The 14,122-nt window shown below is 67.8% G+C and carries 12 protein-coding genes; 3 read left to right on the top strand and 9 right to left on the bottom strand.

All coding sequences use genetic code 11. From position 1 onward, the window contains the following. Window positions 1–14: 14 nt before the first annotated feature. The 6 genes from G6N23_RS19935 to eccB form a co-directional block, all read right to left on the bottom strand. Complete coding sequence (locus G6N23_RS19935; RefSeq protein ID WP_019738416.1) at window positions 15–302, bottom strand: WXG100 family type VII secretion target; 288 nt, start codon at window positions 300–302, stop codon at window positions 15–17. Window positions 303–343: 41 nt separating this feature from the next. Further along, window positions 344–661 carry a WXG100 family type VII secretion target gene (locus tag G6N23_RS19930; RefSeq protein WP_085261213.1) on the bottom strand — a complete coding sequence of 106 codons (318 nt, stop codon included), beginning with the start codon at window positions 659–661 and terminating at the stop codon, window positions 344–346. Between the two features lie 114 nt (window positions 662–775). Continuing rightward, a complete protein-coding gene (locus G6N23_RS19925) occupies window positions 776–1,966 on the bottom strand; it encodes a PPE family protein (protein WP_095173657.1) in 1,191 nt (396 codons plus the stop codon). Window positions 1,967–1,969: 3 nt separating this feature from the next. Then, the gene (locus G6N23_RS19920) at window positions 1,970–2,272 is read right to left on the bottom strand and encodes a PE domain-containing protein (RefSeq protein WP_019737594.1); all 303 of its coding nucleotides are present in this window, start codon (window positions 2,270–2,272) and stop codon (window positions 1,970–1,972) included. 102 nt (window positions 2,273–2,374) lie between these two features. Further along, window positions 2,375–6,586, bottom strand: coding sequence for a type VII secretion protein EccCa (eccCa, locus tag G6N23_RS19915; RefSeq protein ID WP_085262289.1), 4,212 nt, complete (start codon window positions 6,584–6,586; stop codon window positions 2,375–2,377). Between the two features lie 4 nt (window positions 6,587–6,590). Continuing rightward, the gene (eccB, locus tag G6N23_RS19910; protein WP_085262288.1) at window positions 6,591–8,090 is read right to left on the bottom strand and encodes a type VII secretion protein EccB; all 1,500 of its coding nucleotides are present in this window, start codon (window positions 8,088–8,090) and stop codon (window positions 6,591–6,593) included. 114 nt (window positions 8,091–8,204) lie between these two features. Here eccB and G6N23_RS19905 point away from each other — a divergent pair, with 114 nt between their 5' ends. Together G6N23_RS19905 and G6N23_RS19900 are read left to right on the top strand one after the other, a co-directional pair. Further along, the gene (locus G6N23_RS19905) at window positions 8,205–9,275 is read left to right on the top strand and encodes a DUF4226 domain-containing protein (RefSeq protein WP_234808699.1); all 1,071 of its coding nucleotides are present in this window, start codon (window positions 8,205–8,207) and stop codon (window positions 9,273–9,275) included. Between the two features lie 92 nt (window positions 9,276–9,367). Next, entirely contained in the window at window positions 9,368–9,733 is a 366-nt protein-coding gene (locus tag G6N23_RS19900) for a hypothetical protein (protein ID WP_085262287.1), read from the top strand. 269 nt (window positions 9,734–10,002) lie between these two features. Here the strand turns inward: G6N23_RS19900 and G6N23_RS19895 are convergent, their stop codons facing one another. Both G6N23_RS19895 and G6N23_RS22175 read right to left on the bottom strand, forming a co-directional pair. Continuing rightward, complete coding sequence (locus tag G6N23_RS19895; RefSeq protein WP_085262286.1) at window positions 10,003–10,968, bottom strand: hypothetical protein; 966 nt, start codon at window positions 10,966–10,968, stop codon at window positions 10,003–10,005. Further along, window positions 10,965–11,660 (bottom strand): DUF5631 domain-containing protein, encoded by a 696-nt coding sequence (locus G6N23_RS22175; RefSeq protein WP_085262290.1) that lies wholly within the window; start codon window positions 11,658–11,660, stop codon window positions 10,965–10,967. The genes G6N23_RS19895 and G6N23_RS22175 overlap by 4 nt, the downstream gene beginning before the upstream one ends. Before the next feature lie 1,020 nt (window positions 11,661–12,680). Between G6N23_RS22175 and G6N23_RS22170 the strand changes: the two genes are divergently transcribed. Beyond that, window positions 12,681–13,115 carry a hypothetical protein gene (locus G6N23_RS22170; RefSeq protein ID WP_133055501.1) on the top strand — a complete coding sequence of 145 codons (435 nt, stop codon included), beginning with the start codon at window positions 12,681–12,683 and terminating at the stop codon, window positions 13,113–13,115. A 301-nt stretch (window positions 13,116–13,416) separates the two neighbouring features. On the opposite strand, the gene G6N23_RS19880 is transcribed toward G6N23_RS22170, so the two are convergent. Further along, window positions 13,417–13,893 carry a hypothetical protein gene (locus G6N23_RS19880; protein ID WP_085262291.1) on the bottom strand — a complete coding sequence of 159 codons (477 nt, stop codon included), beginning with the start codon at window positions 13,891–13,893 and terminating at the stop codon, window positions 13,417–13,419. Window positions 13,894–14,122 lie beyond the last annotated feature (229 nt).

The raw sequence follows: 14,122 nt of genomic DNA, 5'->3' as shown, positions 1-14,122 counted from the left end.
GCCCGCGGTGGTGGTCAGAAAAGGCTGTTGATCGTCTGGTCGGTCTGCATGGCCCCTTCCAGCACGGAGCCGATGGTCGAGCCGTGCTGGCCGATGGTCTCGATCAGGCCCTGCAGACCGGAGAGCATCTGCGCCTGTGCCTCGAAGAAACCGGTGGCGCCGTGGCCGGCGAAGTACTCGGTAAGCATCTGGGTGAGCTGGTGGGCGTCGGAGTGGATCTGGTCGAGGGTGCCGGCGCTGCTGATCACGCTGTGGGCTTGGTCGGAAACCGGACCGGGGTTATAGGTGATGCCGTCAGCCATGGGGATCGTTGTCCTTTCGAGTACGGGGGGTCAAGGAGGGCTCAGGCGGACTGTCCGCCGAACAGCGAGTGGAAGGCGTGCTCCGAGTGGGACTCGTGGGATTCCATCAGGGCAGCGGCCTGGTTGAGGCCCTCGGTCAGGCGGGTGCCGCCGATGAGGACTTTCTGCATGTCTTCGTGGATCTGGGCGGCCGTGGCATACGACGCCTTGGATCCGGCACCGTCCCAGGTCCCGGCACCCAAGATGTTCTCGTGGTCGGAGAGGTACTGGTTGGCGATCGCTTGAGCGTGTTCGATGTGTTGCCCCAACTTCGACGCGGTGTTCCGCATCAGTTCCGGCGTGACGACAATGGCTGCCATCGTTTCCTCCTTGGTTGTAGAGCAACCCCCCGGGTTCGGCGGGATGTGCCTTGCGGTAGTGTATGGGCTTCTCTGGAATGTGTCGATTCACCCTGTGGACGGCGAATGCCCAGCTCACAGCCGGTCATCGACCACTCGCACCGTGTTGGCCCGGTCGGAGGAACGACCGCCCTGACCTTTTCCGGCGGCCCCCGCGGCGTGCCCGATCGGCATTCCGCCCATCCCGCCGGCACTGGCGGTGGTCACCCGTTGGGACTCCACCGAACCCAGCGCGCCACTGGCCCGCAACCCCACCGGCCGGCCGCCGCCGGACTCGAACGCGCTGACGGGTCGGGTGAACGCCGACACCGGCGCGCCCGCCCCGCCGAAGCCCCCGCCCCCGACGCCGGCGCCCGGCGCGGCCGTCGCGTTGGCCAGCATCGCGGTGGCGGGAACCCCGCCGGCCCCAGCGGAATTGAGCGCGCCGCCGAGCATGCTCGGGTTCATGAACATGCCCATCATCGACTGCATCGGGCCCATCATGGTCTGCGGCACCTGGGTGAGCATCTGCGGCGCCTGCATGAGCGACGAGCCGATCTGCTGGACCGGTCCGAGCAGCGAACTCATCTGGTTGCCCATACCCTGTGCGGCGGAGGCGCCCTGCCCGGCGGTGTTACTCGCCGCCTGGGTTCCGGTGTAGGCCGCGCGCATGGCGCCGCCGGCCGCGGTTTGGGAGGCCGCTTCGCCGACCGCGCTGGCCGCCGCGGCCGGGGCAGCGGGTGAGGCTCCCATTCCGGCGACCGGGGCGGGAACGGTCAGACTGGACATCAGGGCGGTCAGGGTGGCCCCGTAGGACCCGCCCACCGCGCCGTTGTTCGGCCAGAAGATTCCGTAGTACTCGAACTCCAGCGACGTGATCCGGGGCGTCAACGCCCCGAGCACCGACGGGTTGATGCCGTAGTCGGTGGCCGTCTCGATTCGGTTCTCCTCGCACTCCTGGGCGGTGCGCATGCTTCCGTAGGCCAATTGGTAGGCCTCGACCGCGGCCGCGACGATCGGCGCTTTCATATCCACCCAGCCCGCCAGCCCGTGCAGGGCGACGTTCAACAGGGTGGCGTTGAGCGCCGAGCCGGCCGATCCGGCGCCGATCCAGCCGACGGAGGTCAGTGCGGTGTTGACCGCCGAGGCGATTCCCGACGCGTGGTGGGCCGCGCCCAGTGCCGTCCACGCCGCGCCGTTGGTCAGCATGGTGGCCACGCCCATGCCGGACTTGATCAACGTGTCATTGACCTCCGGTGGGCGGGCGGCCCATCCCGGGTCGGCCATCGGCTAGCCGCCGAGCGCGGCGGTGGCTGCCCGCAATGCCTCGGTGGCGCTGTAGACGCCGGCCGCGGTCGCCTGGGCACCGGAGAACAGCCCGCGTTGCGCGGAATGCTCGGCGACGATGCCCAGGTATTCGGTGCCGGATGCCAGTAGCGCGGCCTGGAAGGCGATCGAATCGGGGTCATTGCCCATCGGCAGGACACCGAGCAGTGCCGGGGTGGCCGAGGAAGCGGCCGCCGCGGTTTCCGCGGTGATCCCCGCTTCGACGCCCGAGGACGCCAGCACCGCTTCCGGTTCTACAGAGAACATCTTTCCTCCCGATGCCTCATCGCTGATATGCCGACGTTGGCAGGTCGGAGTAGATCGTAAACCGATTTCGGGTCCGGCGTCACTTCACCAAGTAAATACCGGTTACTGCTGTTCGAAATTGTGGATCATCGACGACGGCACGCCGACCAGCACACCTTCTACTCCGGAGTCGTCGGTGACCAGCAGACCGCGACCGGCCGGCAGGGCCTGGGCGCGTACCGTCCGGCTGACCTTGTTCTGCGGGTCGTTGTCCATGAACAGCGTCGGCACCTTGGCGCTGCGCTGCGTCTTCACCCACGGATCCATCTCCAGCTGGCCGAAGTTCGACGAGTTTCGGGTGGTGAACACGTGCAGGCCGATTTGGCGCCCGCGCTCCATCAGTTTCCACAGCGCCGCGCCCACCGGCGGCTTGGCGGGGTGGATCTGCGCGGGGCGCAGGTCCTGGACGTCGTCGATCAGGATGAAGTGACGGGGGCCCTCCCAGGGCTTGAGCGCCCGCAGTTCCTCCTGGCTCAGGCCCTTGGCGGGTAGCCGGGGGAGTAGGACCTGCTGGGCCAGCGTGGTCAGCACCTCGTCGATCTCGTCCTGGTCGTAGGCGTAGGCGTTGACGTAGCCGGGGCCCTGCAGGTCGCGAAGCGGCCCGGTCTTGGGGTCGATGATGGTGATCTGCGCCTGCTGGGGGGTGAAGCGTGCCATCACCGCCTCGCCGATCGCGGCCAGGGTGGCGCTCTTACCGCACAGCGCGCGGCCCAGGATCATCATGCCGGGGTGTTCGGCCAGCTCGAGTGGGACCGGCAGCAGGTCGTGCTGCTCACCGATCATGAACGCGATCGACGGGGCGGTCTGGGCGGGCGGGCGCTGGGCGACGTCGTAGGCCAGCACCTCCGACAGCGCCACCGCCGGCGGGAGCCGCTTGAGGGTGGCGTGCTTGGTCACCCCGGCGACCTCGGCGACCCGGGTGCCCAGGTCACGGGTCCCGATCCGGGTGCCGTCCACGGCGCTGAGCTCCGGCAGCCCGATGAGCATCTCGTGCAGGGATTCGGTGAGCCCGAAGCCGGGCCGGTTCACGGTGCGCTTGGCGGCGTCACGCGCGTCCAGCGAGGCGGTGCCCATCTCGTTCTCGCCGGGGTTCTGCAGCCGCAGTTGGATGCGTACGTCGGAGTTCTGCAGCAAGGTCTGGCGTTGGCCGTGAATCCAGCCCGATGCGCTGGTCATCAGGTGCACACCGTATTCCGGGCCGACGCCGCTGAGCGCGATGATCCGGTCGCCGAGGATGGTGTCGGCGGCGTAGAGATCGGAGAAGTCGTCGATGACCAGGAACACGTCCCCGTACGGGTCGCCCGGGTCGGTGCCGCCCAAGCCCTCGCCGCCGGATCCGAAGCGCCGCTCCCGGAACTCGTTGATGTCGATCTTGTCCCGCCGGAAGGTGTCCTGGCGGGCGCTGACCAGCGCGGCCATCGTCGCCACGGTGCGTTCCACGCCTTCGCGGTCGGCCGGTGAGACGATGTCGGCCACATGCGGCAGGGTCTCGGCGTAGCCCAGCGTGGCGCCGCCGACGCAGAAGAATGTCAGCCGGGCCGGGGTGTACATCAGCGCCGCCGAACACATCAGCGTCATCAGCGTCGTCGTCTTGCCGCGGCTCTTGGCGCCGACCACCATGACGTTGCTGCGCAGCACGTCGACGCAGTGCACCAGCTGCTGGGCGTCCTCGGGGATGTCCTTGATCGCCAGCGGCCACACCAGACCCGGGTTGCGTCCGTAGTCGGCGTCCCAGGGCTTGCCCCGGTACAGCGCGACCAGCGAGTCGACGGACTCAGAGACCTCCAGCGGGGGCAACCACGGCAGGTGGGGCGCCTTGCGGTCCGCGGCGACGAGCGACTCGCGCAGCACGTCGACGATCTTCTTCTTCTTGAAGCCGTCGGCATGCAGCAAGAACTCGTCGGGCTCGGCGTCGGTGGCCGACATGTCCTGCAGCGCTTGGGCGTCCGCCTCGTCCAGTGGCTGGTACTGCCAGGTGTAAAGGCGCGGTTTTGTCAACGTCATGTCGAGCGTCTTGGCCGTCGAGGCCTTGCGTTTAGGTACGACGAACGGCGCCGACAGGTAGAAGCAGCGGAAGGGTTCCAGATCCCGCGGCCCGACTTTGAGCAGCCCGAAGCCGTTCTCCTTCGACGGCAGGTGGTAGGCGGCGTCCGAGCCGATCACCTCACGGCTGTCGTCACCGGACTCGGCGCGCAGCGCGACCCGGAAGGCGATGTTGGACTTGACTTTCTGCAACGACGACAGGTCCAGTCGCTGACCGCCGAGCATGAAGAAGACGTTGGCCCCGCGGCCTTCCTGGCCGATGTGGATGATGAGGTCGATCCACTTGCCGTGGTTCTGGAACAGCTCCAGGTATTCGTCGATCACCACCAGCAGGATCGGCACCGGCTCCAGATCGCGTCCGGCCAGCCGGATCTCCTCATAGTCGTTGGCGTCACGCGCGCCGACGGAGTTGAACAGCCGGTAGCGCCGGGCGATCTCGCCGTCGATCGCCCGGCGCATCCGCTCGGCGAGGTGCCGGTCGTCCTTGCCGAGGTTGGACAGCGCCGCCGACACGTGCGGGATGCCGAGGATGTCCTGGGCGGCGGACTCGAACTTCATGTCGACGAAGATGACGTTGAAGGTCTCCGGCGAGTGTGTCAGCGCGATGCCGTACACCAGCGACAGGAAGAACTCCGACTTGCCCGAACCGCTGGTCCCGATCACCACCGAGTGGAAGCCGAAGCCGCCGAAGTCCTTGGCGCGCAGCACGACGTTCTGCAACTCGCCGTTGGGTTTGGCCCCCACCGGGATCTCAGCCCAGCGCTCGTCGCCGCGACTGCGCCGCTCGGCCCAGAGCCGGTCCACGTTCAGCTCGCGCGCGTCGTCGATTCCCAGCGCGCGCAGCAGTTCCAGCGCGCCGCTGCCCGAGTCGGTGACGTCCACGCTCGCCGTCGGCGACCAGCGCGCCATCGCGCGGGCGTAGCGGTAGGCGCGCGGCACCGACAGTTGATCGGCGTGCGCGAAGAACTTGCCGCCCGCGCGCAGCATCGGCGGGGCGGACGGATCGGCGCTGCGGCCGTTGCGGCGGTGGGCCGCGGACGGCTCCTCGGTGCGGCCGTGCCGAGCCGGATGGTCAATGATCTCGAAGGTCTCGTCGCGGGCGAACCCGACACCGGTACCGAGCCGGGAGGCCACCCGCAATACGGTGATGCCTTCTTTGCCGACCCGTCCGACCACGCTCTCCCACGCCTCGGGGCTGCCCGTGTTGTCGTCGACGATCACCCAGTGCGGGCCGAGATCGTGCCCGTCGCCGCCGGTCTCCAGTGCCGAGCCCATGGTCGTCGGGCTCGGCGCCGACGGTGGCCGCCACGCGCCGCGCTTGCCCTTCATATGCAGGTCGGCCCCGAGCGTCGACTCCAGTTCGGTGGGGGTGGTGAACACCAGCCGGCGCCATCCGCAGGCGTCGAACAGCTCGTCGTGCTGGTTGTGCGGCAGCCACACCATCCAGGACCACAGCTCGGGGTGGCGGGTCACCACCATCAACTTGACGTCGAGCGGATTGTGGAACACCGCCAGTGCACTGAGCACCGATCGCAGCAGGGAGCGGACCCGGTCGAGGTCCTCGCCGACGAAGCTGAACCCCGGGCGGGAGCGCAGGTTGACCACCTTGGCGATGTCACGGATCTTGCGCTGTTCGAGGATGAAGTCGCGCAGCGCCTGGCCGGTGACCGGCTCGAGCTCCTCATCGACCGGGATCTCCGGCCACTGCACCGATAACACCGAGTCCGGCGCGTGCTGCACACCGACGCCCACCCGGACGTCGAGGAAATCCGGATCGGAGCGCCGGCGCTCCCACATCTGCGGCCCGCCGATGACCGCGCCGAGCCCCTGCGGATTGGAGTGCACCATTTCCTGGGCGCTGCGCTGGCCGCAGACCGCCTTCTGGATCTCGTCGCGTTCGCCGTCGAGCGAGCGCAGATAGCTGCGCCGGTTCTTCTCCTGCTCGCCCCAGCTGATCTTGCGCGCCCGCCCGAACCGTCCGGAGAACATCAGCATGCCCAGACCGGCCATCCCCACCATCGGGAACATGCCCGACCCCAGGCTGCGCACACCGGAGACATACAGCATCACGATCGTGCCGATCAGCGCGACCACCAGTGCGGGAAGGCCGATCATCACCCACAGGTTGCGGGGTTCGCGTTCCGGCAGGGCGTCGGGCGCGCGCGGGGCGACCCGGACCGGTTTGGGTTCGGGAACCTGGAGGCGCACCGGAACGAACGCTCGTTTGGACATCGCCTCAGTGCCCTCCCGGGATGGCCTGCTGGTTATTGGGTGCCACCGGCATCACCGCGCCGGTGGACGCCACAGTGTCGCGGGCCAGCAGGGCGGCATGCCGCGACAGTTCCGGGCCGGCCGCGAAGGTGCGCAGCAGCGGCCACGGAGCCTGCTGCGCGGAGGCCGGGTCCAGTCCGAGGCCACGCAATGTCTCGTCCTCGGCGGCGATCCCGTACCGAACCCCGTTGGGGGACACCCAGAACAGGGTCTCGCGCGAATCCGACTCGAGCAGTGCGCTGGTCGACGTCACGAAATTGGTGGCGCCGGGCAACACCAGCACCTGGTTGGCCACCACCGATCCCGGCGTGCGATCGTCGCGCACCAACCGGACGATCCGGTTGTCCATGCCCGGCGACACCGGCAGGCCGCGGCCGTTGAACACGGTGATCCGGGCCTGACGATCGGTTGAGGCCTTCTCCCATCCGACGCACGTCGTCGGGTCGGCGGCGGTGTCGACGAACTTCAGCCGGCTGTTGGGGTAGTAGTCGACCGGCAGGGTGCCCACTTCGGGGATGTTGACCAGCTTGTCGGGGCTGATCACCAGCGGCGCCACCGATCCGAACGAGTTCGCGCTGCGGATCAGGTCGGCCACGAAGCTGGTGATCTTCTGGACCCCGTCGGGCACCAGCACGTAGAACTGGGAGCCGCCGCCGGCCGTGCGGGTCTCCAGCACCGCCCCGACCTGGGACCCCGGCACCCACTGCGACGGTGTGCCCGCCTGCGGGATCATCGGAACCCGCAGCGGTTCGGTGCTGGGCAGGGCGTCGAACAGTGCCCGCGACATCTCCACCGGAACCGTCGTCCCGGGGTCGATACCCAGGCTCAGGGTGATCGCCCGGTCGGCCGGGTCGACCTGGGATCGCTTGCCGCCCCAGATCACATAGGTGGCGCCCTGAAAGCGGGTCAGCACCGCGGCATCGGGAGCCAGCGGCGCCGCGCGGCCGGCGTGGCTCAGCGATCCCGCGATGGCCGTCACCACGGGCGGCTCGGCTCGGCGCGGTGACCCCGCGGTGTCGCACACCGCCCACGCCGACGGGGCGCCCGTACTGGCGATCAACGACGCCGGCGCGCCGGGGATACCGATCATCGGCCCCGTTGGGTACTTGGCGATCTCCGCGGGTTTGACCCAGGTGGGAAGCTCGGCGTTGCCGACCGCGAGTCGCGCCGAGGTCATGTTGAGGGCCGGATACAGCCGGCCGTCGATGCGGGCGTAGATCGCGCCGGAGTCACGGTCACCCACGATTGCCGATGTCCGCACGATTCCGGCCGGGCGCAGCACGTTCAGCAGCAGCATCCAGCCCATGCCGATGAAGATCAGCACGATGGACAGCACGATCGCGGCGGTCTGCTTGCGGTCGTCGTGCTTCATGCGCACCGAGAATTTGGTGGTGGCTGCGCGCAACCGACGGTTGTAGAACAGGTGACCGGAGTTCTGGTCCCGGTTCGACAGGCTCAGCGGCATGACCTGGCTGCTCCTTTGATCGACAACCGCACGCGACGACAATACTGGCGTCAGCCTGCGGTAACCAGTCATCAGCGGTGACGTGACGACGGTGATGCGGGTAGTTTTTGCGCTATGCCAGAGGTGATGGGGGCATTCGCCGACGCGGCGCGGGTGCGTGAAGGCCAACTGGTGCAGCGGTTGGCGACGTCGGTGGAGCTGGACCGCGCCTTCGAGGAGATCCTGCGCGGTGCTCACCAGTTCAACCTGCAGTCGCGGCAGCGCCTCGACGCGCTGGAAGCCGTGATCCGACAGGCTGCGTCCGCCTGGCCGGGCCTCGATACGCCGGTGGGCGCACGCCAGTTCCAGGCGTACCTGGCCGGCAAGACCCGCGAGATCCACAAGATCGTGGCCGACGCCGCGGCCGACAGCCAGCGCCGCGCGGCGCAGGTGCAGGCGCTGACCGGACGCTATCCGCTGGGTGGGGACCGAACTGTCCAATCGGTCGATGTCCCGCTACACGGCCCGCCACCGGTCGACCCGCTTGAACAGATCTTGACCAAGTACCAGGTGTCGGAGGATCCCGATGGCGAACGCGATTGGGAGCCGCCGTGGCCACTTAGTTTGGCCACCGACCCGGTGCACGTGACCGCGGGCGAGGCGCGCATGCTCGAGGACCTCTCGCCGTTTGCGCTGCGGGATCTGAACCAGATCAAAGAAGCCGCCGCAACTGAAGCCAAGGTGCGTTTCGCGCCCCAGAATGGCCCCAACGACACCGCCGACAACCACACCGACGCCTTCCGGCACGCATACTGGAATGCCTTGATGACGCAGCGATTCGGCGAGAACTGGACCCGCGACTTCGCGACTGCGCACGAACGGCTGCCCAACAACCCGGCCACCGCTGAGGCGATGGATCTGTACAACAACGAAATCGGACGAAGTATCGCAACGGCTAATCCGGGTGCAACTCCGGCGCAGCTGGCCGACCTAGTGCAACAGGCTGTCACCAGAGGCGACACTGTCGTGATCGCGCCCGGCGGCGAGAAGCTGGCCTGGAGCAACACCATTGCCTGGGGCGAGGCCGGCACGACGACGCAAGTGGCGGTACCGGGTCAGGCGTCAACACCAACCGGCGCCGGGCCCGGTGGGATCTACGACCCCGGCCAGCCTGGCGGCTACGGAACGTCGGCAGGAGGGTACTGACCGTGGTGAGCAGAGCAACGCCGATACGCAGTGCGCTTAGTGTCCTATTGCTGTGCATGTTGGTGACGAGTTGCGGGCTGACGAGGAAATCGATGGACATCGACTACAACAATCAACGGCTCAACAACGGCTTGGAAAGCCTTCTGCATCAAGGTAAGTCGGGCAGACTGAGCGACTTCACCTCGTGGCCCTGGGATGAGGTGCATCTGTTTCATGAATACACCGACCGGGAGTCCATCGAGAAAACTGTCGGCGCACCGGTGATCCGGTCGAATTTTTTTGAATCCAAAGCCAGTCTGTTGGTCTTCGAGGACCACGGGAAGCCGGTCAAGGCCGTCGGTGTCAGCGGCGACTACCTGCGGGGGCAGGACCATCGCGTGAGTTGGCCCAACGAGGTGATCGTGCAACCGTGGGGTGGAGGGTTTCTACAGCTGACGTTGCCACCGGCGGGCGAGTAGATCCCGCGAGTTCATCGGTCGGCCTAACACCACACGTCCCTGGCGAATAGACGACGCGGCGGCAACCACCAATCCTCGTGGCGTTGCCGCCGCGCGGTCACTTCGACGACGTTAGCCAGCGGGGACCGGTGGGTGCCGATGACGCGGTGACGTGATGACGCCGTCGCCGCTCAGGACGGCAAGACCTTTCTAGCTGTCTGCACCGCAGATCCTGCCAAGAAGGGTTGAAGCTGTTAGTGATTCAGCGCTTCCTGGGCTGGGCTGAGTCGCTACTTCGACGAGTCGTCCTTGTCGACGATGCGTTTCAGGGGCGTCAGACCGGTCGGGCCGGCATCCTTCGCGACGGACTTCGTCACCGGTACGTTCGGCGGGGCCGTGGTGCGGCCCTTGACGGGCTGGCCGTTGGGAACGCCGGGGGCGGCGATGCGCTTCTCGCCGGCTTTGTCGTCTTTGCCGCCCTTGCCGCCGGCACCGGCCGCGCCGGGCATCATCGGCATCATGCCGCCGCCGCCCGCACCGCCGGTTGCGGGCGTGCCGCCGGTGGGACCGGCCGCGCCGGTGCTCGCCAGCGAGCTGGCGGGGGTCGTCGGCGTGGAGGTTCCGGGCACCGGGGGCGGGCCGAGGTTACTGGCGGGGGTGGTGCCCATACCCAGCCCGCCGCCGCCACCTCCGCCGGTGCCGAAGTCACTGCCACCCAAGCCGGGCTCGGGACTGATGTCGGAGGCAAGCGTGGCGCCGGCCCCGCCGAGTCCGACCTTGCCCAGGGACTGCGCCGCGCTCATCAGCGGCGACAACGCACCCTGGCCGGCTTGCATCAAGCCCTGCGGCAGCTTGCTCACCGAGCCGAGTGCTCCGCTGAGTGCGCTGGTGATGCCCTGCATCGCCCCGGTCATGCCCTGCATCGCTTCGCCCATGGCTTCCTGGGAACCTTGCTGTGCCATGGTGGCGTCGCCCTGGGAGGCCACATCCTGGAACTTCGATACCGCGTCGGCTTCGTTGGTGGCGAATTTCCTGGCCGCGTCGGCGGCATGGCCGGTGCGATCGGCGTGATCTTCGGTCAGGTGGGTGTTTGTCTCCACCAGGTCCAAGTTGGTTGCGGCACCAAAGGCCGCCATCGTGGCGTCGACGGGGGACGTTCCGCCCGGGTGGACTGGACCCGGCGGGATCGGCACCGGCGGAAGGCCGGCCGCTATCGCCAGGTAGTCCAGCGGATTGACTTCGATCGGGTCTGTCATGGCGTAAACCCTCCGTGCGGTACCCCCACCGCCTGGTGCCACGCCAGGTGATAGTGGGCGAGTTCCTCGCTTCCCTCGATGAGGGCGTCGATGGCGGCCAACAGCATCCAGTCGGCGACATCCCTGGGAGCGTGCTCGGGATAGGCCGACACTACTCGCGTAGCGGTGTCGGCGACCACCTGCCGGAATAGCTCGACCTCGTTGTCGGCGACGCCGGATCTGCGGGCCATCGCTTGTGCGACGGTCTGCACGATGCGCGGCAGACGCGTGCTGGCCCCGGCGGCGTCGATCAAGGTCGGCCCCAGTTCGTCGAGCCGCTGGCCGTAGCGCGCCCGTTCCCCGCTCCCGGGAACCGGATCGCCCGGGTCGGCTTCGGTGATGTAGGTGTTGGGCTCATGAGTTGCCGCTGCAATCACCGCGCCCAGCAGGTCCATCGCGCTCGTGGAACGGCGGCGGTGCGCTGGATCAAGCAAAGCGACCCCCGGCGGCAGCTTGACAGTCGGGGGAATCCAGCCGCCGGCCAAATCGGTCACCACCACGATCGTGGTCTCGTCATCACGTAATCCGGCTGCCCAAGCCAGATTCGGAGCCTGACGGGCGACGGCGTCAACCTTGTGCTGCAAATCCTGGTGCTCGGCCAAGCGCTTGGCGGCGGTGCCAGCTCCCGCCCCGGCGGTTCCTCCGGCTGCCATACCGCCGGCCATCGCCGCCCCCGATTGCCCGCCGGCCGCTGGAGACGGTCTCCCCGGTGCGGGACGGTCTCCCGAGGATGCCACTGTGGTCCCACCCGAAGCGGGGGTAGTCGTGCTACCTGGCGCCGACGGTGTTGTCGGCGCCGCAGGCGCACCGGCAGGCGCTGCGGGGGCCCCCGTGGCTGCGCCCGCTGCCGGGCGCAGATCCGCCCCGTAGCCGGGCAACGGGCCCGATGCTGCGGCCGGACCCGCGCTGATGGGTGCCGATGACACGGGGGTCGGCCCGGCAGTCATGGGCGGCGACGCGGGAGTGGGCGCCGGCGTCGCGGCGCCCGCGGTTTGAGCTGTGGAAGCGGCCTCCGGGCTGGAGCTGGCCAGATGGCTGAGGTTGCCGAGCACGCCGCCCGCCATCGGCGTCGACGACGGCGACGGTGGAACCTGTGGAGCCGATGCCTGGGAAAGGCCGGAGCCATCCAGCCCGCCGTGCAGCGGACCGCCCGGGCCCCCGGGTCCACTCGGCATTCCCGAGGCGAATGCCTGGGTTGGGCCGCCACCTGCAAGGCCAGCTGGCGTAGCGGGTGTGCCGCTGCCTCCAGCGAGCCCTGGCGCGGAGGACGTTAGGGGTGACACCCCCGCGAGCCCACTACCTGATCCACCGCCACCGGAGGCCCCGAACCCCCCGCCTGGTGTGCCGCTGATGCCAGATCCTCCGCTACCGGCGCCGGCCGCGGCGCTGTCCAATCCCCGACTGGCGTTTCCGGCTGCGGGCCCGCTGCCCCCGTAGCTGATCCCTTCGTTGCTGCTGGTTCCTCGGCTGGCGTTTCCGGCTGCGGGCCCGCTGCTGGGGTTGCTGATCAGGCCGCTGCTACCGGCCCCGTGGCTGGCGCTTCCTGCTGCTGTTCCACCGTTTGTGTTGTTGCCGGTGGAGCCGTCGTTGCCGCCACCAGTTCCGGCGGCCCCCGCCGGAACGGTGACCGGGCCAGGTGCGCTCGCTGCGTCCGCCGGATTAGCCGTACCGCCTTGTCCTGCTGCCGGTCCTACGGCGCTCTCGCCACCGATTTTCGGTGGGATCGAGCCTGCGCCCGCCTGGCCGTCTCCGCCGTTTCCAAACGGGAACGGAAGTTCGTCGTCGCGGGCTCGCCCATCGGTGATTTCGACACCGGCCGCAGTGGCGACCATCTCATCGGCGGTCAGTGGTGGCCGGCGCGGCGGTGCCTCGAAATTAGCCCCATTTTTTTCGAGCCACTCGCGCGCCCCAGCATCGACACCCATTTTGGTGAACATCTGCTGGGTTGCATCAATGATCGCATTGTTGGCGGCCATCCCGGCCGTGGCGGCTTCGTCGTTAGCGTTATTGATCGCGTTGATCACCGCAGTGAGTTTCGCGGTCTCCGGCTCGTTTTTCGCAAGGATGTCTCTGATCGCTTGGTTGCCCTGCGAGGCGATGCCGCTTAACCGACTGCGAAGCTCAGTCACCGCATCGGCCACAGCGCCACTGGCGCTACTCTTGGCCCGACAGTGCTCTTGGGCGTCGAGCAGGCGCTCCTTTCCGACCCGAAAACGCTCCACCATGTCTTCGGCGGTACGGCCGTGGTTGCGAGATCCGAATTGTGTGCGTTGATTTTGCACGTGCTCGGCCTCACGTCCCTTGACGTCAGCCTGGTCAGACCAATACATCTTTCCCGCAGTCGGTTCGCTCGGTGGCGCGGGCCACCACGCCCCCACCAACAGTAGAGACCACTCGCCTGGCGGTAGATCAGTCACCGCAGAGTTCTTTCATCACGCGATCCTTGTCGTTCACGGCGTCCATCGCGGCCTGGAACTGCGCTTCTCCGGCTACGCCATTGGTTCCCATGACCGTCAGATCTTGGTATGCGAGGGCTAACGCACGTACATCAGTGCGAGCGTCCGTATCGAGCGCCGGATCCATGGCCGCAGTTTCAAGCATGACGGCTCCGTTGGTGAGAGAAATCCGCGCTAGCGCGGTGTTGTCCGGAATTTTGGTCTCGATCCCGACGCTACGAGCAGCAAGTTTGTATCTGTCACACATGGTTGTTTTAGCGGCGGCTCTTTGCGCCGCCGTGTAGGTGGAGGCGGTCGCAGACTTTGTCAGGGCTAAAAGGGCGGTGGTTAAAGCAGCAGCCGATAGCAACGTAGTTAGCGCCATGAGCGCAAATACCAAACGACGACGCGGCTGAACTGGGGGCGGCGCTGGCCAGGGCGGCGGTGTCATGGTCACCTTGCGGATGGTAGACCCGAATGCCACTTCTTCGCTTACGTCGTCGCCTCCGCTGCCCGCTACTGACGACTTAAAGTCGCCCAACTGGGCGGCGAGTGGCAAGTGTGGGTTAGGCCGCAGCTCAACTTGAAGGGAACCGCTGCCGCGTAGCCTCGCCAACTCACTAGATCTGAATTGCTGATGCGGGGGCGGCGGTTGCCTTTGCCGGGTGGCGGACGTCCTC

It is taken from the genome of Mycolicibacter terrae (assembly GCF_010727125.1).
GTDB classification, from domain to species: domain Bacteria; phylum Actinomycetota; class Actinomycetes; order Mycobacteriales; family Mycobacteriaceae; genus Mycobacterium; species Mycobacterium terrae.
The sequence above is the reverse complement of the archived record's forward strand: the minus strand, read 5'-3'. Positions and strand labels throughout refer to the sequence as shown.

Bases quoted from the DNA above. Each gene is read 5' to 3' on its own strand.
- G6N23_RS19935 (WP_019738416.1), bottom strand. From the start codon at position 302: ATGGCTGACGGCATCACCTATAACCCCGGTCCGGTTTCCGACCAAGCC.
- eccCa (WP_085262289.1), bottom strand. From the start codon at position 6,586: ATGTCCAAACGAGCGTTCGTTCCGGTGCGCCTCCAGGTTCCCGAACCC.
- eccB (WP_085262288.1), bottom strand. From the start codon at position 8,090: ATGCCGCTGAGCCTGTCGAACCGGGACCAGAACTCCGGTCACCTGTTC.
- G6N23_RS19930 (WP_085261213.1), bottom strand. From the start codon at position 661: ATGGCAGCCATTGTCGTCACGCCGGAACTGATGCGGAACACCGCGTCG.
- G6N23_RS19895 (WP_085262286.1), bottom strand. From the start codon at position 10,968: ATGACAGACCCGATCGAAGTCAATCCGCTGGACTACCTGGCGATAGCG.
- G6N23_RS19920 (WP_019737594.1), bottom strand. From the start codon at position 2,272: ATGTTCTCTGTAGAACCGGAAGCGGTGCTGGCGTCCTCGGGCGTCGAA.
- G6N23_RS19900 (WP_085262287.1), top strand. From the start codon at position 9,368: ATGGACATCGACTACAACAATCAACGGCTCAACAACGGCTTGGAAAGC.
- G6N23_RS19925 (WP_095173657.1), bottom strand. From the start codon at position 1,966: ATGGCCGACCCGGGATGGGCCGCCCGCCCACCGGAGGTCAATGACACG.
- G6N23_RS19905 (WP_234808699.1), top strand. From the start codon at position 8,205: ATGCCAGAGGTGATGGGGGCATTCGCCGACGCGGCGCGGGTGCGTGAA.
- G6N23_RS22175 (WP_085262290.1), bottom strand. From the start codon at position 11,660: ATGGCAGCCGGAGGAACCGCCGGGGCGGGAGCTGGCACCGCCGCCAAG.
- G6N23_RS19880 (WP_085262291.1), bottom strand. From the start codon at position 13,893: ATGACACCGCCGCCCTGGCCAGCGCCGCCCCCAGTTCAGCCGCGTCGT.